This is a genomic window from Paraburkholderia sp. RHO2, assembly GCF_050955445.1.
Classification (GTDB): Bacteria; Actinomycetota; Actinomycetes; order Mycobacteriales; family Mycobacteriaceae; genus Prescottella; species Prescottella agglutinans_A.
The window spans coordinates 3,875,254-3,896,134 of record NZ_CP162617.1; the positions used below are offsets into that span (position 1 = coordinate 3,875,254).

Genomic DNA, 20,881 nt, shown 5'->3' on the forward strand with positions numbered 1-20,881 from the left:
ACTCGTAGTGCTGGTAGGGCATCATCGCTCCGCCTCCTCACCTGTATTTAGCGCAGAAAATGTGAATTCTTCTCGAATCGCGTTCTGCCGCTCCCACCCCGACGATCGTCCTGGCTCTCGCCCGAACGATCGGTCGAGCCGAGGGTCGCTCCAAGTGAACTCGCCCCTCGAACCTGGAATGACATACATGTGATTAGACATGCCCTGGCGTGTCGGGTCAAGCTGAAACGGAAAGTCGTCTACCATCCCACACCCCCCGAGCAGCGTGGTACAACTCGGCCGAAGAGACTGCGCCGAGTGGCATGCGACACCACCGCATAGGCTTCGAGTTGTGAATGTGACTGTATTGGTTGGCGGCGTCGGAGGGGCCCGTTTCCTCCAAGGAGTTCGAAGTCTGCTCGGCGGCGCGGTCGGTGACGGCGCCCCCGGGGACCCGAACTCCCCCGCGGAGACCGACCATCGAATCACCGCCGTCGTCAACGTCGGCGACGACGTGTGGATGCACGGCCTGCGCATCTGCCCGGACCTCGACACCTGCATGTACACCCTGGGCGGGGGCATCGACCCGGAGCGCGGCTGGGGTCACATCGGCGAAACCTGGAATGCCAAAGAGGAACTCGCGGCGTACGGCGCCCAGCCCGACTGGTTCGGACTCGGTGACCGCGACATCGCGACACATCTGATCCGCAGCCAGATGCTGCGCGCCGGATACCCGCTCTCCGCCGTCACCGAGGCACTGTGCAACCGCTGGAAGCCCGGTGTCGCACTGCTTCCGGTCACCGACGATCGCAGCGAAACCCACGTCGTCGTCACCGATCCCGAGGCCGAGGCGGATCCGGCGGGTGAGCAGCAGAAGGCGATCCACTTCCAGGAATGGTGGGTCCGCTACCGAGCGCAGATCCCGACGCACAGCTTCGCGTACATCGGTGCGGAGCAGGCGAAGCCGGCGCCGGGCGTGCTCGAGGCGATCGAGTCCGCCGACATCATCCTGCTGGCACCGTCGAATCCGGTGGTCAGCATCGGCGCGATCCTCGCGGTTCCCGGCATCCGCGGCGCACTGCGGACCACCAAGGCGAAGATCGTGGGCCTGTCCCCCATCATCGGCGGAAAGCCGTTGCGCGGCATGGCCGACGAGTGCCTCGAGGTGATCGGCGTCGAGACGTCCGCGGAGGCGATCGGCCGCCACTACGGTGCGCGGTCGGGCACCGGCATCCTCGACGGCTGGCTGATCCACTCGACCGACGAGGCCGACGTCCCCGGCGTCGAGGTCCGTAGCGTGCCGCTGCTGATGACCGATCCCGAGGCCACCGCCGAGATGGTCCGCGCCGCATTCGACGTTGCCGGAGTGAGCTTGTGAGTGTCCGCGATCACGGTGCCGGACGGGCGATCGAGATCCTGCCCGTCCCGGGCCTTCCCGAGTTCCGACCGGGCGACGACCTGGCATCGGCGATCACCGACGCGGCACCCTGGCTCGCCGACGGCGACGTGCTCGTCGTCACGAGCAAGGTGTTCTCGAAGGTGGAGGGGCGGATCGTGCAGTCCCCCACCGATCCCGACGAGCGCGACGCCGCACGCCGTGTCCTGGTCGACCAGGAGGCGGTCCGGGTGGTGGCGCGCAAGGGACGCACCCTCATCACCGAGAACAAGCTCGGCATCGTGCAAGCAGCGTCGGGGATCGACGGCTCGAACGTCGACGGCGCCGAACTGGCTCTGCTGCCCGAGGATCCTGACGCCAGCGCACGGAAACTGCGCGCCGACATCAAGTCTCGACTCGGCGTCGACGTCGCGGTCGTCGTGACAGACACGATGGGACGTGCCTGGCGCATCGGCCAGATCGACGCGGCGATCGGAGCGTCGGGCGTCCCGGTCCTGCACGCGTACGCGGGTGCGGTCGACAGCCAGGGCAACGAACTGTTCGTCACGGAGATCGCCGTCGCCGACGAGATCGCTGCCGCGGGCGACCTCGTGAAGGGCAAGCTGGGCGGCATGCCGGTGGCCGTCGTCCGTGGGCTCGGTCTCGACGACGACGGATCGGCCGCCCAGAAGCTGATCCGTCGCGGGCCCGAGGACCTGTTCTGGCTCGGCACCGCGGAGTCGTTCGAGCTGGGCCGGCGCGAGGCACTGCTGCTGCGACGTTCGGTCCGCGAGTTCTCCGATGAGCCCGTCGACGAAGATGCACTGCGCGCTGCCATCGCGGAGGCGCTCACCGCGCCGGCCCCGCACCACACCCGCCCGGTGCGCTTCGTGTGGCTGCGCAGCCCCGACGTCCGCAAGCGTCTGCTCGACACGATGCAGCAGCGGTGGCGTGAGGATCTCGCCGCGGACGGGATGAGCGAGGAGCGGATCGAGCGGCGAGTTGCCCGCGGCGACATCCTCTTCCGCGCCCCCGAGATCGTGATCCCGTTCTGCGTGCCGGACGGCGCGCACGAGTATGCGGACGAACGTCGCACGCGGGCCGAGTCGACGATGTTCACGGTCGCGGTGGGCGCCGCGGTCCAGGCACTGTTGGTGTCGCTCGCCACGCGGGGCATCGGGAGCTGCTGGATCGGGTCGACGATCTTCGCCGCCGACACGGTCCGGGCCGAGCTCGAGCTGCCGGCGGACTGGCAGCCGCTCGGGGCGATCGCCGTCGGACATCCCACGGAACCGCTGACGCCACGCGAACCACGAGTTCCGGGCGACGCCCTGCTGGAGCTGTGAATGTCGGCGCGATCACTGCACGCATCCGCGCGTGAGGCCCTGGTGAACTGGGACACCGATTCGGACGACGCGGAGTCGTTGCGGCACACGATGCTCGCGTTCCTGGACTCGGCGCCGGACGGCTGCCTGCGCTCGCACGCGGCCGGGCACATCACGGCGTCGTCGCTGGTCCTCGACGAGGGCGGCGATCACGTGCTGCTCACGCTGCATCCGCGGGTGGGCCGGTGGATCCAGCTGGGCGGACACTGCGAGGAGGGTGACGACACCGTCGTCGCGGCGGCGCTGCGGGAGGCGCGGGAGGAGTCGGGCATCGAGGGGCTGCGCATCGAGCCGCGGATGCTGTCGGCGCACACTCACCCGATCACGTGCTCATTGGGCGTGCCCACCCGCCACCTGGATCTGCGTTTCCTCGTCATCGCGCCCGGACCGGCGTCGGAGGTGCCGATCACGATCAGCGACGAGTCTCAGGACCTGCGCTGGTTCCCGCTGGACGCGCTGCCCGACGGGGCGGAGAAGCAGACGATCGATCATCTGGCGCTGCGCGCCCGTGCGCACTTTCGGTAGGGCGAGTTCAATCGGTCGTTGCAACATCCCTGATCCTGGAGGGTGTTGCAGATGGTGTGGATCGGTCGGCCGCCGGCGCCGGCGCATGCTCGGCTGAAGTTCTGGCAGTGCCGTAGCGAGGGCGCGTCGACGGCAGCGGCCGCGGGTGCGGCATCGGTGGCGTATTCGACGGCGCAGCGGTGGCTGGTGGCGTCCGGTGGGGTTCGTCCCCGCCGGACGCCACCACCGTCGGGCCGGTACCTGTCCCTCGAGGATCGTGAGACGCTCTCCGAACTGCTGCAGGCCGGAAAGAAGCAACACGAGATCGCCGCGGCGTTGGGGCGGTCCCCGTCGACGATCAGCCGAGAGATCGCCCGGGGCACGAACAAGCGTGGCTACTACATCGCCTCCACAGCGCACCGGGCCGCCCAAGCGCGGGCGAAACGACCGAAACCAGCGAAGCTGAACTCGTGCGAGCGGCTGCGGACGTTCGTGCAGTCCCGGCTCGGGAAGAATCATTCTCCGGAGCAGATCTCACGCGCCTTGGTGCGTGAGTTCCCCGACGATCCGGAGATGCGTGTGTCCCACGAAACGATCTACCTCTCGCTCTATGTCCAGGCCCGCGGAGGACTCAAACGGGAACTGACACAGCATCTTCGGACCGGAAGGGTGTTGCGTCAGGGTAGCCGCAAGCCCGACGAGCGGCGGGGCCGGATCCCCGACATGATCAACATTTCCGAGCGTCCCGCCGAGGCCGGGGACCGGGCCGTGCCCGGCCACTGGGAGGGCGATCTGATCATGGGTGCCGGCAACCGGTCCGCGATCGGCACCCTGGTCGAACGTTCCACCCGGTTCGTGATGCTGCTGCACCTGCCCGACGGTCACTCCGCCGAACACGTCAACGTCGCGATGGCCGCCAAGATCCGGGAACTGCCCGCTGCACTGGCCCGCTCGATCACCTGGGACCAGGGCACCGAGATGACCCGGCACGCCCAGTTCACCGTCGACACCGGCGTCCAGGTCTACTTCTGCGACCCCCGCTCACCCTGGCAGCGCGGCTCGAACGAGAACACCAACGGACTGCTGCGCCAGTACTTCCCCAAGGGCACCGACCTGGCCGTTCACACCGCCGAGCGCCTGCAGTTCGTCGCCGACGAACTCAACGAACGGCCCCGCAAGACGCTCGACTGGCATACTCCAGCCGAGCGTCTCGACGAGGCCCTCGTTGCAACGACCGCATGAATCCGCCTAGCGGGAGCTACCGGAAAGGCGCACGGGCGGCGGAGCCGCCTACACCACCAGCTCGGCCGCGGTGGCCGCGACGACATCGTCGACGCTGATACCGGGGGCCGTCTCGACCAGTCGCAGGCCCTCGTCGGTGACGTCGAGCACGGCCATGTCGGTGATGATCCGCTGCACGCAGGCCTTGCCGGTGAGCGGCAGCGTGCACTCGTCGAGGATCTTGGGCTCACCCTTCTTGGAGACGTGCTCCATCATCACGATGACCCGCTTGGCGCCGTGGACGAGGTCCATCGCGCCGCCCATGCCCTTGACCATGTGGCCGGGAATCATCCAGTTGGCGAGGTCACCCGTGGCGCTCACCTGCATCGCCCCGAGCACCGCGACGTCCACCTGGCCGCCGCGGATCATCCCGAAAGACTGCGACGAGTCGAAGTACGACGCTCCGGGCAGGACCGTGATGGTCTCCTTGCCGGCGTTGATGAGTTCGGGGTCGAGTTCGTCCTCGGTGGGGTACGGGCCCACGCCCAGGACGCCGTTCTCCGAGTGCAGCACCACCGTGATGTCGTCGGGGATGTAGTTCGGCACCAGGGTGGGCATGCCGATGCCGAGGTTGACGTACTGCCCGTCGGACAGTTCCTGCGCGACGCGCGCGGCCATCTGCTCGCGCGTCAGCTTCTGTGCAACAACCTGAGTCATGCTCGTACCGTTCGCTTCTCGATTCCGACAGTGACCTTGCCGACGTGCACGACGCGCTGCACGTGGATGCCCGGGGTGTGGATCTGGTCCGGATCCAGCTCCCCGGGTTCGACGAGATGCTCGACCTGCGCGATGGTGATGCGACCGGACGCGGCCGCGGGCGGGTTGAAGTTGCGGGCACTGCGCCGGTACACGAGGTTGCCGTGGCGGTCGCCCTTCCACGCGTGCACGAGCGCGTAGTCGGCGGCGATGCCGCGCTCCATGACGTACGTCGTCCCGTCGAACTCGCGGGTCTCCTTGACCGGGCTCGCGACCGCGACGCCGCCGTTGCCGTCGTAGCGACGCGGCAGCCCGCCCTCGGCGACCTGGGTCCCGACACCGGCCGGGGTGAAGAAGGCCGGGATGCCGGCGCCGCCGGCGCGCAGACGCTCGGCGAGCGTGCCCTGCGGCGTCAACTCCACCTCGAGTTCGCCCGACAGGTACTGCCGCGCGAACTCCTTGTTGTCACCCACATACGAACTGATGGTGCGGCGAATGCGGCCCTTCTCGAGCAGCACGCCGAGCCCGAAGCCGTCGGTGCCGCAGTTGTTGCTCACCGTCTCCAGGTCCGTGGCGCCCTGGTCGAGGAGCGCGTTGATCAGGATCTCGGGCACCCCGACCAGGCCGAATCCGCCGACCGCGATGGTCGCGCCGTCCGGGATGTCGGCGACGGCCTCGGCCGCTGTGGCAATGACTTTGTCCATCATGACGGCCAGCATACGACGGTCTGTGCGTATTGTGAACCCTCGTCCGCATGGCGAACATACTGGCGCGCGGTCATTGATTGCCGCGCCCGCACCCACTACGTTGTTCGTATAGCGTCACATCGTCCACATTGCGAACAGCCTCGATTCAGCCCCCCGCACCTGTTCCACGGTTCCCCCCATGAGGTCTCACATGCTTCATCTGCCCCCGCAGTACCGGCCCGCCGGCGACGGCGTGAACGCGCCGCCGGACTTCGCCGACTACAAGACCACCCGGCTGCGCAGCCCGCGCCAGCCCCTGAGGCTGCTCCCGCAACGGCTCGGTGAGATCACCGGACCGGTGTTCGGTGAGGACCGCGTCCAGCCCGGCGACGCCGATCTGACGGTCGTCCGCGGCGGCGAGGCGCAGGGACAGCGGATCATCGTCCACGGCCGGGTCCTCGATGCGAACGGCAAGCCCGTCCCGAACACGCTGCTCGAGGTGTGGCAGGCCAACGCCGGCGGCCGCTACCGCCATACCGGCGACAACTGGCCCGCTCCCCTGGATCCGCACTTCGACGGCGTCGGCCGATGCGTCACCGACGCGGACGGCCACTACACGTTCACCACGATCAAGCCGGGCGCGTACCCGTGGCGCAACCACGACAACGCGTGGCGGCCGTCGCACATCCATTTCTCGCTGTTCGGACGATCGTTCACGCAGCGACTGGTGACGCAGATGTACTTCCCGGACGACCCGCTGTTCTTCCAGGACCCGATCTACAACGCGGTCCCCGCCGAGGCGCGGCACCGGATGGTCAGCGTCTTCGACTACGACGCGACCGTGGCCGACTGGGCCCTGGGCTTCCGTTTCGACATCGTCCTGCGCGGACGCGACGCCACCCCGTTCGAGGACGAGGATCACGATGACTGACATTGCCCCGCAGACCGCCGGACCGCAGAACACCGCACCCACGTACCCGGTCACGCCGGGCGACTTCACCACCGCCGCGTTCGGTGTCACCCCCTCGCAGACCGTGGGCCCCTACTGGCACATCGGCCTGCCGTGGCCGGACGGACCCGACGCGGCACCCGAGGGCACTCCGGGCCGGATCGCCCTGTACGTCACCGTGATCGACGGGGACCGCGTGCCGGTCGCGGACGCGATGGTCGAGACGTGGCAGGCCGACGCGGCGGGCCGCTTCGCGCATCCGGACGACCCGCGCCGCGCAGCCGAACCGGTTCCTGCGGGATTTCGGGGTTTCGGGCGCGCCGGCGCCGACGACACCGGCACCGCGGTGATCCATACGGTCAAGCCGGGTGCGCTGCCCGCCGAGAACGACGCCGTCGAGGCTCCGCACGTGAACGTGGGCATCTTCGCCCGCGGCATGCTCGAGCGCCTGTACACGCGGCTGTACTTCCCCGAGGACACGGATGCGCACGCCACCGACCCGGTGCTGACGTCGCTGCCCGAGTCGCAGCGTCCCAAGCTGATCGCGCGCAAGACCGACGACGGCTACAGCCTCACGGTCTATGTTCAGGACAGCGATCCCGACGGTGTCGAGACGCCGTTCTTCGAGCTGTGATCAGGAGCCTCTCGTGACCTACACCCGCGGCGAACTGTTCGATCCCGTCTTCGGCGCAGACGCTCTCGCCGAAGACATCTCGGATCTCGCGTGGGTGCGGGCCCTGCTCGAGGTGGAGGCCGCCCTGACCCGCGCGGCCGCCGACGTCGGCCTGGTGACCGCCGAGCACGCGGCGACCGTGACCGCGGTGGCCGCCCGGCTCGCCGAGCCCGGCGCGATCGACATCGCCGACCTCGGCCACCGGTCCGCGTCCGGCGGCAACCCGGTGATCCCGCTCGTGCGGATCCTGCGGTCCGCGTGCGCCGAGGACGGTGTGCCCGCCGCCGCAGTGCACGTGGGCGCCACCAGCCAGGACGTCATGGACTCGGCCCTGATGCTGATGTCACGCCGGGCGGGCCGAAAGGTCCTCGCCGACCTGCGGACCGCGGCCGACGCCGCCGCCGACCTCGCGGCCCGGCACCGGAGCACCCCGATGGTGGCGCGCACGCTCGGGCAGCAGGCACTGCCCACCACCTTCGGCGCCCTCGCGGTGTCGTGGTTCACCGGGCTCGACGACGCCGCCCGCACGCTCGACCGGGCGCTGTCGGCGCTACCGGTCCAGTTCGGCGGCGCGGCAGGCACTCTGGCCGCGACCGCACCCCGCGGACTCGACCTGGCCGACGCGTTGGCGGACGAACTCGGACTGGCCCGACAGGTGGTTCCCTGGCACACCACCCGCATCCCCGTCGCGGCGCTGGCCACGGCACTGGGCGTCGCCGCGGGAGCGGTGTCGAAGCCGGCCACCGACATCACGCTGATGGCGTCCACCGAGTTCGGTGAGGTGGCCGAGGACGCCCCGGGCGGCTCGTCGGCCATGCCGCACAAGCAGAATCCCGTCGCCGCCATCACCGCGCGCGCCGCCGCGCGCCGGGTTCCAGGACTGGTCGCGACGGCGCTGTCGTCGATGGACCACGAGTTCGCCCGCGCGGCCGGTGCGTGGCACGCCGAATGGGAGACGGTCACCGATCTGCTCCGGCTCACCGGTGGCGCGACGCACCGACTCGCGTCGAGCATCGGCGGGCTGCGCGTCGACGCCGACGCCCTGGCCCGCAACCTCGGGATCACGGGCGGACTGATCCTCGCCGAACGGGTGACCGGAGCGCTCTCCGAGCACACCGATTCGGCCCGCGACATCGTCACCGCCGCAGCCGCGTCGGGCGTCCCGCTGGACCAGGCGCCCGACATCACCGCGCACCTGTCCGCCGACAGGCTCCGTGACCTGCTGGACCCGTCCCACTATCTCGGCCACGCCGTCGACCTCGTCGACCGTGCCCTCGCCAACCGGGCGGCACGGCCCGCCCGCACCACCGGAGGACATCCATGACAGTGGACCTGCATTTCCAGACGCACGGCGACCCCGCCGCGCCCGCGGTCCTGCTGCTCGGCTCGCTGGGCTCGGACCTGTACATGTGGGATCCGCAAATCCACGCGCTGTCGAGCGGCCACCACGTCATCGCCGTCGACCACCGTGGCCACGGTGGCTCGCCCGCCCCCGCCGGTCCGTACACGATGGCCGACCTGGGCGGCGACGTGATCGCGCTGCTCGACCGGCTCGGTCTGGACGCGGTGCACTTCGTGGGTCTCTCGCTCGGCGGCGCCGTCGGGCAGTGGCTCGCGGCGCACCACCCGTCGCGGGTGCGGACCCTGACGGTGATGTGCACGTCGGCGCAGTTCGCGCCGGCGCAGCCGTGGCTCGACCGCGCCGCGACCGTCCGCGCCGACGGCGTCGCCTCGATCGCCGAGACCGTGGTCGGCCGCTGGTTCACGCCCGAACTGGCGCAGCGGGATCCGGAGCTGGTGACCCGCCACGTCGCGATGGTGTCGGGCACCTCCGACGAGGGGTACGCCGCGTGCTGCGAGGCCCTGTCGCAGTGGGACGGGCGCGCCGACCTCGCCCGCATCGTCGCACCCACGCTGGTGATCGCCGCCGAGCAGGACGGCCCCACCCCACCGCCCGCGCTGCGCGCGATCGCCGACGGCATCGCCGGCGCCGAGTTCCACGTCGTCTCCCCCGGCGCACACCTCGCGAACGTCGAGCAGGCCGGTGCGATCACCCGCCTGATCGAACGTCACGTCGCCGCGGCCACCCCGGTCGGCGTCGCCCGCCGCGCGGTGCACGACGTCGGAATGTCGGTGCGCCGCTCGGTACTCGGCGACGCGCACGTGGACCGGGCGATCGCGGGCAGCACGCCGTTCACCGAGCCGTTCCAGGACTTCATCACCCGCACCGCGTGGGGCGACATCTGGGCCCGCGACGGCCTCGACCATCCCACCCGCCGCCTGCTCACCCTCGCGATCCTCACCGCGGTCGGCAACGAGCACGAACTCGACATGCACATCCGGGCCGCGCTGCGCGCCGGGATGGACCCGAACCTGCTCGTGGAAGTATTCCTGCACACCGCGGTGTACGCGGGTGTGCCGAACAGCAACCGGGCGTTCGCGCTCGGCAAGCAGGCCCTCGCCGACCTGGCGGGCGCCACCGATGGGAGTACGTGACCGTGACGAATACGAGTGGGACCGAACCGACCGGGGCCTCGACCGACTACGTGCAGTCCCTCGCCCGCGGGCTGTCCGTCATCAAGGCGTTCGATGCCGAGACCCCGCGCCGCACGCTCAGCGACGTGGCACGCGCCACCGACCTCACCCGCGCGACCGCCCGTCGGTTCCTGCTCACCCTCACCGAACTCGGCTATGTCCGCACCGACGGCTCCGCGTTCTGGCTCACGCCGCGCGTGCTCGAACTCGGCTACAGCTACCTGTCGAGCCTGTCGCTGCCCGACATCGCCGCACCGCACCTCGAGGAACTGTCCGAACGGGTCAACGAGTCGACGTCGGTGTCGATCCTCGACGACGGTGACGTCGTGTACGTCGCCCGCGTCCCGGTCCGGCGGATCATGACGGTCTCCATCACGATCGGCACCCGCTTCCCCGCGTTCGCGACGTCGATGGGCCGCGTGCTGCTGGCCGGGCTCGGCCCCGCCGACCTGGACGCCTACCTGGCGAGCGTGGAACTGACCCCGCTCACCGGACGCACCATCGCGACACCCGACGCGCTGCGCGCCGAACTCGACAAGATCCGTTCCGACGGATTCTGCGTCGTCGACCAGGAACTCGAGGAGGGGCTGCGCTCGCTGGCCGCGCCCATCCGCGATCGGGACGGCGCCGTCGTCGCGGCAGTGAACATCTCGACGCAGTCCGCCCGCTACACGACCGAGGCCGTCTACGACACGCTCGTCCCCGCGGCCGTCGCGACCGCGGACGCCATCTCGGCGGACCTCGCCCGCACCCAGACACAATCGCCTTCGCACCAAGGGAACAGACATGCCTGACGCCGTCATTTGCGAACCGCTCCGCACCCCAGTCGGCCGCTTCGGCGGCGTCTTCCGGGACATCGCGCCCGAGGACCTCGCGGCCACCGTCATCACCGAACTCGTCACGCGCACCGGCATTTCCGGAGCCGACATCGACGACGTCATCCTCGGCCAGGCATCCCCCGGCGGCGAAGCCCCGGCGATCGGCCGCATCGCCGCCCTCAACGCCGGACTGGGCGTCGACGTCCCGGGCCTCCAGGTCGACCGCCGCTGCGGTTCCGGCCTGCAGGCGATCATCCAGGCCGTGATGCAGGTCCAGTCCGGTGGCAGCGACCTCGTCCTCGCCGGCGGCGTCGAGTCGATGAGCCAGGCCGAGTTCTACGCCACCGGGATGCGTTACGGCGTCCGCGGCGAGTCGCTCGCCCTCAACGACCGCCTCGCCCGCGCCCGCGTGACCGCCGGCGGCCGCAACTACCCGGTGCCCGGCGGCATGATCGAGACCGCCGAGAATCTGCGCGCCGAGTTCTCCATCAGCCGCGAGGACCAGGACACCCTGGCCGTCCAGTCGCACCAGCGCGCCGTCGCCGCGCAGCGCAGCGGCGTCTTCGCCGAGGAGATCGTCCCGGTGACGGTCCCGCAACGCAAGGGCGATCCGCTGATCGTCGACACCGACGAGCACCCCCGCGCGGACACGAACCTCGAGTCCCTCGCCACGCTGCGGGCCATCCGCTCGAAGATCGACCCCGACTCCACGGTGACGGCCGGCAACGCCAGCGGCCAGAATGACGGCGCCGCCATCGCGATCGTCACCACCGCCGAGAAGGCGAAGGCGCTCGGCCTGCGTCCGCTCGCCCGGCTCGCGAGCTGGGCCGTGGCCGGTGTCCCGCCGCGCACGATGGGCATCGGCCCGGTGCCGTCGAGCGAGAAGGCCCTTACCCGCCTGGGTCTCACACTCGCCGACATGGACGTCATCGAACTCAACGAGGCGTTCGCCGCCCAAGCCCTCGCGGTGACCCGCACGTGGGGCCTCGAACCCGACGATGCGCGCCTGAACCCCCACGGCTCGGGCATCTCGCTCGGCCACCCCGTCGGGGCGACCGGTGCCCGCATCCTCGCGACGCTGCTGCGCGAGATGGACCGCCGCGAGGCCCGCTACGGCCTCGAGACGATGTGCATCGGCGGCGGCCAGGGCCTGGCCGCGGTGTTCGAGCGCATCGCCTGACCCCGAACATCACAAGCAGGCCGGTCCCGCGGAATGATCCGCGGGACCGGCCTTCTCGATCGGGAACGGTGCGCCGTCAGCGAGCCGTGGCCGCCTGCACGATCTCGTACATCTCGGCGAGTGCGCGTGCGCAGTCGCCCTTGGTGTAGCCGAGCAGAGCAGTCTCGTCCGGATCGGTCTCGTACGAGATGACGTTGCCGCGGCCCTGCACGATGAAGCTGTCGGGCAGCAGCGGGTGCTCCTCGTCACGCGCCTCGATGGTGCGATTGCCGCCGGTGGCGTCGACGAGCAACTGGAAGTACTCGGCGAACGTGAGGTTCTGATCGCCGATCAGGTACGCCTTGCCGGACTCGGCGCGCTGCAGCGCACCCCAGATCGCCTCGGCCAGCGAGTGCGCCGACATGTAGTTCGTGCCGCCGGCCGGGGCGAAGTCCGGGATCTGCGGCTCGTTGCCCGCGGCCCACGAGAACAGCTTGCGGTAGCGCTTGGCGGATACGCCGCTGATCGCGCCGAGGATCGACGGCGGATTCAAGGTCGAGACGTTGAACGTGTCGTCGGCCAGGGCGCGAGCGCCCTCGTCGGCCGCCTTGCGGGCCGCGACGTACGGCATCGTCTCCGCGTACTCCGGCCGCAGGTGGTGGTAGTAGCTGCCGACCTGGACGAAGCGGGAGACACCGGCCTGCTTGGCGAGTGCCGCGAAGCGGGGCACGCCGCCCGACTGCGTCTTCTCCCAGAACTCCGCCTCGGCGGCGGCATCTATACCGCGGCCCATGTGGCGGATGTCCTGGCCGGCCGCGAACACGACGGCGTCGAACGGTGCCAGCTGCTCGGCCGTGAACGTCTGCTCCGTGTAGTCGCCGAGCAGCACCGGGAAGTCCCGCACCGGGGAATCGTCGGCGAGCGGGTTGCGCGCGGCGACGGTGACGTCGTTACCGGCCTCACGCAGGTGGATGGCCGTGTGGGCACCGATCATGCCGGTGCCGCCGACGATCAGGATCTTCATGGAATGCCTCTTCTGTAGGTGGAGCGGTACAGCACTCACGAACCTAGGGGCGCCATCCCCGAACGTATCCCCCGTTTCTCACCGAGCGAGAAATCAGCCGTATCGGATCTCGGAGACCGCTTGACTCCCCCCGCTTCGGGGTAGTCCTTCGGGGCGGCGGCCGGTTACACACGGGACCGGACGGCAACATTCCGAGGCCGCAGCGAAGGAGCACCAGCGATGACAACAGGAACCGGGCCCACTTCGAGTGGTCTGGCCGACGTCGTCGACACGATCCTCGACAAGGGTCTGGTCATCGACGCCTACGTGCGGGTCTCGCTGGTCGGCATCGAACTGCTGACCATCGACGCGCGCATCGTCGTCGCCAGCGTCGACACCTACCTGCGCTTCGCCGAGGCCGCCAATCGACTCGCGCTCGGCAGCGAACCCATGGGTCTGACGGACCTGGTCTCCGATGTGAAAGGCAGTGGCAGCACGAAATCCAAGACCAAGGGCGTCCTCGATGCGGTGGGCGAGACCATCGGCGAGCTGCTCAGCGAACCGCACGACGAACACGAACACCAACCCGCGCGTCGGCGCTCACGGAGGCGGGAATGACCGCCGACGACGACACCACCGAGAACCAGTCCTCGCCGGGCGGGATCTACGTGTACGGCATCGTGCCCGCCGACGTCGAAGCTGCGGACGACGCCACCGGCGTGCACGACGCCCCACTCGATACCGTCCTGCTCGGTGACATCGCGGCCCTGGTCAGCGAAATCGACCCGACCCGCGACCTCGGCACGCCCGAGGATCTACGGGCCCACGCCCGCATCCTCGACGGCACCTCGCGGGTGGCACCGGTGCTTCCGCTGCGGTTCGGGGCCGTCGTGTCCGATCGCGCCGCGGTGGCAGAGGAACTGCTCGCCGCGCACGTCGACGAGTTCGCCGCCGCCCTCGACGAGCTCGAGGGCCACGCCGAGTATCTCGTGCAGGGTCGCTACATCGAGGAGACGATCATCCGCGAGATCATTGCCGAGAATCCACGAGCCTCCGCCCTGCTCGATCGGATTCGCGAAGAGCCCGACGAACTCGGCCGCGACGCTCGGATCGAGCTCGGGAAGTTCATCAGCGGAACCCTCGACGCCAAACGCGAGATCGACACGCGCGTCGCATTCGATGCCCTGCTCGCACTGACCGACACGATCACCGTCCGCGAGCCCACGCACGACGAAGACGCCTTCCGGATCGCGGTCCTCCTCGAGGTCGCCAGACAGCACGAACTCGAGGAGAAGGTCGGCGACCTGGTCGAGCGGTGGCGGGACCGGGTCGCCGTCCGCCTGGTAGGCCCCCTCGCCCCCTACGACTTCGTCGGCAAACCCGAATAGACGACGCGCTTCGGCCGGCCCCGCCCCGACGCGGGGGCCGGCCGAACCCGTCCCCGCGGGTCAGCCGAGCGGCGTACCGACGTAGTTCTCGGCGATCAGGGTGCGACCGGCGACCGATCGGGTCACCATGTCGAGCTCCGCGACCTGACGCTTGTGGTCGAAGCCGGAGGCGTCGGGCAGGCGGTGCAGCATCGACGACATCCACCACGAGAAGTGCTGCGTGCGCCAGATCCGCGGCAGCACCGTCTCGGTGTAGGCGTCGAGCCGACCACGGTTGCCGGTCTCGAAGAACTCGGCCATGCCCTTCGAGAGCACGTAGACGTCGGCGACAGCGAGGTTGAGACCCTTGGCACCGGTCGGCGGAACGGTGTGTGCGGCGTCGCCGGCCAGGAACAGATTGCCGTGCTGCATCGGCTCGCACACGAAGCTGCGGAACTGCAGGATCGACTTCTCGAAGATCCTGCCGTCCTTGATCTCGGCGCCCTCGCCGTCCACCCGAGCGTGGAGTTCGGACCAGATCCGGTCGTCGGACCAGTTGTCCACCGAGTCGTTCGGGTCCACCTGCAGGTAGTGCCGCTGCACCTCCTGCGTGCGGGTGCTGATGAGCGCGAAGCCGCGCGGGTGGTTGGCGTAGATCAGCTCGTCGGACGACGGCGGCGCCTCCGCGAGGATGCCGAACCATGCGAACGGGTACTGGCGGAAGTGGTCCTGCCGGATGGACGGCTCCGGGATCAGCTTCCGTGTCTGGGTGCGAGAGCCGTCGCAACCGCCGACCAGCGCGCACTTCAGCGTCTGGGTGTTGCCGTCGGCGTCGGTGTAGGTGATGTACGGGTTGTCGGTGGTGTGGTCGTGCACCTCGACGTCGGAGACGCCGAACCGGATGTCGCCGCCGTCGGCGAGGCGCTTGGCGATGAGGTCCTTGAGAACCTCGTGCTGCGGGTAGACCGTGACGGCGCGGCCGTTCGTCAGCTCGTCGAACGCGATGCGATGCCCGCGGCCGCCGAAGCGCAGTTCGATGCCGTGGTGCTCGAGACCCTCGGCCTTGACCCGGTCACCGAGGCCGGTCGAGGTCATGAGGTCGACGGTGTTCTGCTCGAGCACACCGGCCCGGATGGTGCCTTCCACCTCGTCCCGGGTCCGGGCCTCGAGGACGACGGACTCGATGCCCCGCAAGTGCAGCAGGTGGGACAGCATCAGTCCGGCGGGGCCGGCGCCGACGATGCCGACCTGGGTGCTCGAAATGGTCATGCGTCATCTCCTCGGTAGATCGTGATCGCCAACACTGTCCCGGCGCACGGCCCGAGGCGACAGACGGACTTTCACTCAGTGAAAGACGAATCCGGGAACGAGACGTGCGTCACGCGATATTTCGTGAGATTCCCCGGGCGGCGGCCCGCAGCGCGGGGATCAGCGGAGCCGGATCCGCTGCCGCGCCGACGACGACGGAGATCGACGCGACCACCTCGCCGCCGGGCCTGAGAATCGGGGCCGCGACCGCGAGCGTGCCGATGTTCAGGTGCTCGCGGCAGACGATGAACCCGGTCCGGCGGATCTCGTCGAGCGTCTGCCGCAGCCGATGCTCGGTGGTGATGGTGTTGGGCGTGAACCGCTCGAGACCCGCGGCCAGCACCTCCTCGAGCAGGCCCGGACCGCCGTGCGCGAGGAGCACGAGACCGCCGCTCGACGCGTGCAGCGGCAGGCGGCCACCGGCGCGGCCGACGACGGCGACCGCGCCCCGCGCGGAGAGCCGTTCCACGTAGAGGGCCTCGAGCCCCTCCCGGACGATCAACTGCACGTTCTCGCGGGTCGCCTCGTAGAGGTCTTCGAGGTACGGCATCGCGACCTGCCGCAGGCCGTGCGCGCGCGGCGCGAGCGCCCCCAGCTCCCACAGCCGGACCCCGATCTCGTACCGGCCCTCGCCGTCGCGCTCGAGGGCTCCGCGCTCCACCAGCTGCGCACACAGCCGGTGCACGGTCGGGAGCGGAAGCCCGGTGCGGCGGCTCAACTCCGACTGCGTCAGCCGCGGCCGCTCGGCGGAGAAGGAATCGAGCAGATGAAAGGCCCTTCCGAGCATGCTGCGGCCGGCTTCGTTCGCGTCACTCACCCGTCCAGTGTCGCCGCCCGGCGCCCGCTGGCACGAAACGCGTGGGCTTATCAGACCGGCAGGTTCGCGGTTTGACTTTCGCGTGTGATCCAACCAACAATTGCCGCGTTCCAAAATTGAACGGTAGTTCGTATTGCGAACACCTCGGCTTCTGGAGATCGAATGAGCACCATCGAACGACCCGCGACACGCGGTCGAGCCGCGATGTGGGTGGCCCCGCTGTGTTGGATCGCCGTCCTCCTCGACGGATTCGATCTCGTCGTCCTGGGTGCGGTCATCCCGTCGTTGCGCGAGTACGGCGACTGGAACCTCAGCACCAGCGCGATCACCACGATCTCGACCTTCGGCCTGATCGGCATGACGATCGGCGCCCTCATCATCGGCACACTCACCGACGTCATCGGCCGCCGCCGGGCGCTGATCTACGCGGTCGCCGCGTTCTCGGTGCTGACGCTGCTGTGCGCGGTCGCGCCCAACCCGTTCGTCTTCGGCCTGCTGCGCTTCCTCGCGGGCATCGGCCTCGGCGGCTGCCTACCGACTGCGCTGGCGCTGGTCAACGAGTTTTCGAAGAAGCAGGGCGGCGGATCGGCGTCGACGATGCTCATGACCGGCTACCACGTCGGTGCTGTGGCGACCGCCGCCCTGGCTCTCGTCCTGATCGACCCGTTCGGCTGGCACTCCATGTTCGTCGTCGGTGCGGCGCCCGCGCTCGTGCTGATCCCGCTGATGATCAAGTACCTGCCCGAATCGCCGTCGTACCTGCTCTCCAAGGGCCGCCGCGAGGAGGCCGAGAGCATCGCCGCGCAGTACGGCCTCGAACTCGAGGCGACCCCGGCAGTCGACGCCCCCGTCGCGACGGCCGCGGACCCGGTGCGCACGCTGTTCTCCTCGAAGTACCTGCGCAACAGCATCGCCATCTGGGTCACCTCGTTCATGGGCCTGCTGCTGGTCTACGGCATCAACACGTGGCTGCCGACGATCATGCGCGAGGCCGGCTACGAACTCGGCGCCGCGCTGACCTTCCTGCTCGTCCTCAACGCGGGCGCCGTCGTCGGACTCCTGATCGCCGGTCGTGTCGCCGACAAGGTCGGCCCGCGCACCGCCGCCATCGTGTGGTTCGCCGGTGCGGCCCTGTTCCTCGCGCTGCTCAGCATCAAGATCTCGGCCGGCATCTACGTCATGGTCTTCCTGGCCGGCTGCTTCGTCTTCAGCGCGCAGGTGCTCGTGTACGCCTTCACCAGCGCCAACCATCCCGCGAACATTCGCGCCACCGCCCTGGGCTGGTCGGCGGGCGTCGGCCGCGTGGGTGCGATCTGCGGCCCGATCCTCGGCGGCGCGCTGCTCGGCGCCGGCTACGCGGTGCCGTGGGGCTTCTACGCTTTTGCGCTCGTCGGCCTGGTCGGCCTGGTCGCGATCTCCTCGACCCGCACTATCAGCACCGACTGACGACCCGCAACCACGACGAAGGCCGACCGGACGTCTCCGGTCGGCCTTCGTCGTCGACCCGCGGGGTCAGCGAATGGGCGCGAGGGTGGGGCGCTTGGCGGTGATGCCGTCGCCCGACGACGTGCCCCGCACCCGGCGCCCGATCCACGGGATGAGGAATTCGCGGGTCCACTTCAGGTCGGCACGGCGCCGCGACGCCGTGTCGGTGGGCAGATCCGGGCCCAGCGAATCCATCACGATGTGGTGCTCGACGCCGAGCGTCTCGAGGACGCGGATCGCCATGTTCTGATGCCCCGGGGTCGACATGTGCAGCCGATCCCAGTCCCACATGCGCAGGTCCTCGTACTCGTCGAACCGCCAGAAGTCGACGATCTTCGCGCCGTGCCGGTCGGCGACCTCGCGGACCAGTTCGTTGTAGATCGCCGAGCGGCCCCGGAGCTTGCCGAACACCGTCGCCCACCCGGCGTCGTACGCGGTCCACACCAGCACGGTGGCACCGGTGGCGGTGAGCTTGCCGATCGCCTCGTCGTACCGCGCGACCAGTTCGTCGATGTCGATCTTGGGCCGCATGAAGTCGTTGCCACCGGCGTAGATGGTCACCAGGTCCGGTTCGAGCGCGATCGCGGCGTCGAGTTGCTCGTCGATGATCGGGCCCAGTAGCCGGCCCCGGACGGCGAGGTTGGCGTACCCGAAATCCGCGGTGCGCTGGGCAAGCTCCTCGGCCACCCGGTCCGCCCAGCCGCGTAGGCCGTTCGGTCGGGTCGCGTCGGGGTCGCCGACGCCCTCGGTGAACGAGTCACCCAGGGCGACGTACCGGTGGAAGACGGGTTCCTGCGACATCATGCCCCCAGTATTTCAGTAGCGGAGCTAAGGAAGCCCGATCCGTGCGCAATCACACGTCGGTGCTGAACCGCACTCCACCGTCCGGCAGGGCGACGCCGGGCCACACCCGGGCACCGCTGATGAGCTCACACCGGGCACCGATGTCGGCACCGTCGCCGATCACCGCGTCGCGCACCAGCGCACGCGGGCCGATGCGGGCACCGAAGCCGATGATCGACCGCTCGACCACCGCACCGGCCTCCACCTGTGCACCGTCGAACAGCACCGCACCGTCGAGGCGGGCGCCGGCACCGACCTCCGCGCCGCGGCCGACGACGGTGCCGCCGATCAGCAGCGCACCCGGCGCCACACCGGCACCCGGGTGGACGAGCGACTCGCCGCGCGGACCATCGAGGGCGGGCGACGGCGCGATGCCGCGCACCAGATCCGCGGAGCCGCGCACGAAGTCGTCGGGGGTGCCCATGTCGCGCCAGTAGGAACTGTCGACGTGACCGAACACGCGGGCCCCGTCGGTGAGCAGCGCGGGGAACACCTCGCGCTCGACCGACACCGGGCGATCCGACGGGATCTTCTCGATGATCTCGCGCCGGAAGACGTAGCAGCCCGCGTTGATCTGGTCGGTCGGCGGATCCTGCGTCTTCTCGAGGAACGCCTTCACGCGGCCGTCGTCGTCGGTGGGCACGCAGCCGAAGGCACGAGGATCACCGACCCGGACGAGGTGCAGGGTGACGTCGGCGTTGGTCCGGTGGTGCGTCTCGAGGACCGCGCCCAGGTCGGTGCCGCCCAGGACGTCGCCGTTGAAGACCATGATGTTGTCGGCCCGCAGGCTGGGCAGCACGTTGCGGATACCGCCACCGGTGCCCATCGGCTCGACCTCGGTGACGTACTCGATCTCGAGGCCCAGATCACTGCCGTCGCCGAAGTGCTCCTCGAAGACCTCGGCCTTGAACGAGGTACCGAGGACGACGTGGGTGATGCCGGCCTGCTTGATGCGAGCGAGCAGGTGCGTCAGGAAGGGGACGCCCGCGGTGGGGAGCATCGGCTTGGGCGCGGACAGCGTCAGCGGACGCAGCCGGGTGCCCTGGCCTCCCACCAGAATGACGGCATCGGTGGCCGAAGCAGTTGTCATGCTTTCCCCTCAATCTCGATTTCTCGACGGTCGTCCGCGCTGCGCCGACGAACGGCTGCGGCGACCGCGAGCTTTGAACGCAGGGCGAGTCCGCCCCGCAGCGCCCACCGCAGTGGCGCCTGCCACCACGCGGGATGCCGGTCGGCCTGGAAGCGATAGGCGCTCTGATGATGAGCGGGCAGCATCAACTCGGGATGCCGGCCCGCAGCGTGCCCCTTCGCATGGGTCACCTCGGCCGACGGCACGAAGACGTTGAGCCAGCCCGCCTTGCCGAGCCGGTCCCCCAGGTCGACGTCCTCCATGTACATGAAGTAGCGCGAGTCGAACCCGTCGATCGAGTCGAAGGCGACCCGGCGCAGCAGCAGGCACGAACCCGACAGCCAGCCCGCCGGGCGCTCGGTGATCGTCTCGTTCTCCTGGCGGTACGCCCGCGTCCACGGATTGGACGGCCACACCGAGCCGAGGACGGCGTGCCCGGCGCCGGAGACCAGATCGGGCACCCGCCGCGCCGACGGATACACGCTGCCGTCGGGCTCGCGGACCATCGGGCCGAGCGCACCGGCCCGCGGCCACCGCTCCGCCGCGGCCAGCAGTTGGTCGATGGAACCCGGCGACCAGCGCACGTCGGGGTTGACGACGACGACGAACTCGATGTCGGGGTCGACCTCGGCGACGGCGCGGTTGATCGCGCCGCCGTAGCCGATGTTCCCGCCGGTGTGCAGCAGCCGGACATGCTCGTGAGCCGCCGCGGCAGCCTCGGGCGCACCGTCGGTGGACCCGTTGTCTGCCAGGATGACCTGCGGTTTCTCGACCGTCGCATCGACCAGCGTGCTCAGGAAATGCTCCAGATGCTCGCCGGGCGAGTAGGTCACCGTCACCACGGCCAGCTTCGAACTCACGCGGGCAAGCGTAGCCCGAAAGCCCGCTT

General features: G+C 69.7%; 21 protein-coding genes. 13 read left to right on the forward strand and 8 right to left on the reverse strand.

Features of this window, described 5'->3' with window-relative positions:
• Positions 1-337: 337 nt before the first annotated feature.
• Genes cofD through ABTV10_RS18085 form a run of 4 tightly spaced genes read left to right on the forward strand, consistent with a single transcriptional unit; the run spans position 338 to position 4,485 of the window.
• Complete coding sequence (cofD, locus tag ABTV10_RS18070; RefSeq protein ID WP_499029059.1) at positions 338-1,357, forward strand: 2-phospho-L-lactate transferase; 1,020 nt, start codon at positions 338-340, stop codon at positions 1,355-1,357.
• Entirely contained in the window at positions 1,354-2,700 is a 1,347-nt protein-coding gene (locus ABTV10_RS18075) for a coenzyme F420-0:L-glutamate ligase (protein WP_499029061.1), read from the forward strand. The genes cofD and ABTV10_RS18075 overlap by 4 nt, the downstream gene beginning before the upstream one ends.
• Positions 2,701-3,264, forward strand: coding sequence for an NUDIX hydrolase (locus ABTV10_RS18080; RefSeq protein ID WP_499029063.1), 564 nt, complete (start codon positions 2,701-2,703; stop codon positions 3,262-3,264). It abuts the gene before it with no gap.
• 51 nt (positions 3,265-3,315) lie between these two features.
• Entirely contained in the window at positions 3,316-4,485 is a 1,170-nt protein-coding gene (locus ABTV10_RS18085) for an IS30 family transposase (protein WP_499028866.1), read from the forward strand.
• Between the two features lie 48 nt (positions 4,486-4,533).
• Here ABTV10_RS18085 and ABTV10_RS18090 read toward each other — a convergent pair whose 3' ends face one another.
• Together ABTV10_RS18090 and ABTV10_RS18095 are read right to left on the reverse strand one after the other, a co-directional pair.
• Positions 4,534-5,181 carry a CoA transferase subunit B gene (locus ABTV10_RS18090; RefSeq protein ID WP_499029066.1) on the reverse strand — a complete coding sequence of 216 codons (648 nt, stop codon included), beginning with the start codon at positions 5,179-5,181 and terminating at the stop codon, positions 4,534-4,536.
• The gene (locus tag ABTV10_RS18095; RefSeq protein ID WP_433613602.1) at positions 5,178-5,924 is read right to left on the reverse strand and encodes a CoA transferase subunit A; all 747 of its coding nucleotides are present in this window, start codon (positions 5,922-5,924) and stop codon (positions 5,178-5,180) included. Before ABTV10_RS18095 ends, ABTV10_RS18090 begins: the two co-directional genes overlap by 4 nt.
• Before the next feature lie 193 nt (positions 5,925-6,117).
• Between ABTV10_RS18095 and pcaH the strand changes: the two genes are divergently transcribed.
• The 6 genes from pcaH to ABTV10_RS18125 are packed head-to-tail and all read left to right on the forward strand — an operon-like array spanning position 6,118 to position 12,061.
• On the forward strand, positions 6,118-6,837 hold the full coding sequence (pcaH, locus tag ABTV10_RS18100; RefSeq protein ID WP_499035214.1) for a protocatechuate 3,4-dioxygenase subunit beta: 720 nt from the start codon (positions 6,118-6,120) through the stop codon (positions 6,835-6,837).
• Positions 6,830-7,489, forward strand: a complete 660-nt coding sequence (gene pcaG, locus ABTV10_RS18105) for a protocatechuate 3,4-dioxygenase subunit alpha (protein ID WP_499029069.1) — start codon at positions 6,830-6,832, stop codon at positions 7,487-7,489. Before pcaH ends, pcaG begins: the two co-directional genes overlap by 8 nt.
• 13 nt (positions 7,490-7,502) lie before the next feature.
• Entirely contained in the window at positions 7,503-8,852 is a 1,350-nt protein-coding gene (gene pcaB, locus ABTV10_RS18110; protein ID WP_499029071.1) for a 3-carboxy-cis,cis-muconate cycloisomerase, read from the forward strand.
• The gene (gene pcaDC, locus ABTV10_RS18115) at positions 8,849-10,024 is read left to right on the forward strand and encodes a bifunctional 3-oxoadipate enol-lactonase/4-carboxymuconolactone decarboxylase PcaDC (RefSeq protein WP_499029073.1); all 1,176 of its coding nucleotides are present in this window, start codon (positions 8,849-8,851) and stop codon (positions 10,022-10,024) included. Before pcaB ends, pcaDC begins: the two co-directional genes overlap by 4 nt.
• 2 nt (positions 10,025-10,026) lie before the next feature.
• Entirely contained in the window at positions 10,027-10,857 is an 831-nt protein-coding gene (locus tag ABTV10_RS18120; RefSeq protein ID WP_499029075.1) for an IclR family transcriptional regulator domain-containing protein, read from the forward strand.
• Positions 10,850-12,061 (forward strand): acetyl-CoA C-acetyltransferase, encoded by a 1,212-nt coding sequence (locus ABTV10_RS18125; protein ID WP_499029077.1) that lies wholly within the window; start codon positions 10,850-10,852, stop codon positions 12,059-12,061. Before ABTV10_RS18120 ends, ABTV10_RS18125 begins: the two co-directional genes overlap by 8 nt.
• Before the next feature lie 76 nt (positions 12,062-12,137).
• Here ABTV10_RS18125 and ABTV10_RS18130 read toward each other — a convergent pair whose 3' ends face one another.
• Positions 12,138-13,064, reverse strand: coding sequence for an NAD-dependent epimerase/dehydratase family protein (locus ABTV10_RS18130; protein ID WP_499029079.1), 927 nt, complete (start codon positions 13,062-13,064; stop codon positions 12,138-12,140).
• Between the two features lie 219 nt (positions 13,065-13,283).
• Here ABTV10_RS18130 and gvpJ point away from each other — a divergent pair, with 219 nt between their 5' ends.
• On the forward strand, positions 13,284-13,661 hold the full coding sequence (gvpJ, locus tag ABTV10_RS18135; protein WP_499029081.1) for a gas vesicle protein GvpJ: 378 nt from the start codon (positions 13,284-13,286) through the stop codon (positions 13,659-13,661).
• Complete coding sequence (locus ABTV10_RS18140; RefSeq protein ID WP_499029083.1) at positions 13,658-14,431, forward strand: GvpL/GvpF family gas vesicle protein; 774 nt, start codon at positions 13,658-13,660, stop codon at positions 14,429-14,431. Before gvpJ ends, ABTV10_RS18140 begins: the two co-directional genes overlap by 4 nt.
• 60 nt (positions 14,432-14,491) lie before the next feature.
• Here ABTV10_RS18140 and ABTV10_RS18145 read toward each other — a convergent pair whose 3' ends face one another.
• On the reverse strand, positions 14,492-15,679 hold the full coding sequence (locus ABTV10_RS18145) for a 4-hydroxybenzoate 3-monooxygenase (RefSeq protein ID WP_499029085.1): 1,188 nt from the start codon (positions 15,677-15,679) through the stop codon (positions 14,492-14,494).
• 109 nt (positions 15,680-15,788) lie between these two features.
• A complete protein-coding gene (locus tag ABTV10_RS18150; protein WP_499029087.1) occupies positions 15,789-16,535 on the reverse strand; it encodes an IclR family transcriptional regulator in 747 nt (248 codons plus the stop codon).
• Between the two features lie 162 nt (positions 16,536-16,697).
• Between ABTV10_RS18150 and ABTV10_RS18155 the strand changes: the two genes are divergently transcribed.
• Positions 16,698-17,981 (forward strand): MFS transporter, encoded by a 1,284-nt coding sequence (locus ABTV10_RS18155; protein ID WP_499029089.1) that lies wholly within the window; start codon positions 16,698-16,700, stop codon positions 17,979-17,981.
• 66 nt (positions 17,982-18,047) lie between these two features.
• Here ABTV10_RS18155 and ABTV10_RS18160 read toward each other — a convergent pair whose 3' ends face one another.
• From ABTV10_RS18160 to ABTV10_RS18170, 3 genes are read right to left on the reverse strand one after another with little or no spacing between them, the layout of a single operon-like run.
• Positions 18,048-18,824 carry an SGNH/GDSL hydrolase family protein gene (locus ABTV10_RS18160; RefSeq protein WP_499029091.1) on the reverse strand — a complete coding sequence of 259 codons (777 nt, stop codon included), beginning with the start codon at positions 18,822-18,824 and terminating at the stop codon, positions 18,048-18,050.
• A 49-nt stretch (positions 18,825-18,873) separates the two neighbouring features.
• Complete coding sequence (gene manB / locus ABTV10_RS18165; RefSeq protein ID WP_499029094.1) at positions 18,874-19,953, reverse strand: mannose-1-phosphate guanylyltransferase; 1,080 nt, start codon at positions 19,951-19,953, stop codon at positions 18,874-18,876.
• Complete coding sequence (locus ABTV10_RS18170) at positions 19,950-20,852, reverse strand: glycosyltransferase family 2 protein (RefSeq protein WP_433606157.1); 903 nt, start codon at positions 20,850-20,852, stop codon at positions 19,950-19,952. Before ABTV10_RS18170 ends, manB begins: the two co-directional genes overlap by 4 nt.
• Positions 20,853-20,881 lie beyond the last annotated feature (29 nt).

Bases quoted from the DNA above. Each gene is read 5' to 3' on its own strand.
- ABTV10_RS18080 (WP_499029063.1), top strand. From the start codon at position 2,701: ATGTCGGCGCGATCACTGCACGCATCCGCGCGTGAGGCCCTGGTGAAC.
- ABTV10_RS18085 (WP_499028866.1), top strand. From the start codon at position 3,316: ATGGTGTGGATCGGTCGGCCGCCGGCGCCGGCGCATGCTCGGCTGAAG.
- ABTV10_RS18090 (WP_499029066.1), bottom strand. From the start codon at position 5,181: ATGACTCAGGTTGTTGCACAGAAGCTGACGCGCGAGCAGATGGCCGCG.
- ABTV10_RS18095 (WP_433613602.1), bottom strand. From the start codon at position 5,924: ATGGACAAAGTCATTGCCACAGCGGCCGAGGCCGTCGCCGACATCCCG.
- pcaH (WP_499035214.1), top strand. From the start codon at position 6,118: ATGCTTCATCTGCCCCCGCAGTACCGGCCCGCCGGCGACGGCGTGAAC.
- pcaG (WP_499029069.1), top strand. From the start codon at position 6,830: ATGACTGACATTGCCCCGCAGACCGCCGGACCGCAGAACACCGCACCC.
- pcaDC (WP_499029073.1), top strand. From the start codon at position 8,849: ATGACAGTGGACCTGCATTTCCAGACGCACGGCGACCCCGCCGCGCCC.
- ABTV10_RS18125 (WP_499029077.1), top strand. From the start codon at position 10,850: ATGCCTGACGCCGTCATTTGCGAACCGCTCCGCACCCCAGTCGGCCGC.
- ABTV10_RS18130 (WP_499029079.1), bottom strand. From the start codon at position 13,064: ATGAAGATCCTGATCGTCGGCGGCACCGGCATGATCGGTGCCCACACG.
- gvpJ (WP_499029081.1), top strand. From the start codon at position 13,284: ATGACAACAGGAACCGGGCCCACTTCGAGTGGTCTGGCCGACGTCGTC.
- ABTV10_RS18140 (WP_499029083.1), top strand. From the start codon at position 13,658: ATGACCGCCGACGACGACACCACCGAGAACCAGTCCTCGCCGGGCGGG.
- ABTV10_RS18145 (WP_499029085.1), bottom strand. From the start codon at position 15,679: ATGACCATTTCGAGCACCCAGGTCGGCATCGTCGGCGCCGGCCCCGCC.
- ABTV10_RS18155 (WP_499029089.1), top strand. From the start codon at position 16,698: ATGAGCACCATCGAACGACCCGCGACACGCGGTCGAGCCGCGATGTGG.
- ABTV10_RS18160 (WP_499029091.1), bottom strand. From the start codon at position 18,824: ATGATGTCGCAGGAACCCGTCTTCCACCGGTACGTCGCCCTGGGTGAC.
- manB (WP_499029094.1), bottom strand. From the start codon at position 19,953: ATGACAACTGCTTCGGCCACCGATGCCGTCATTCTGGTGGGAGGCCAG.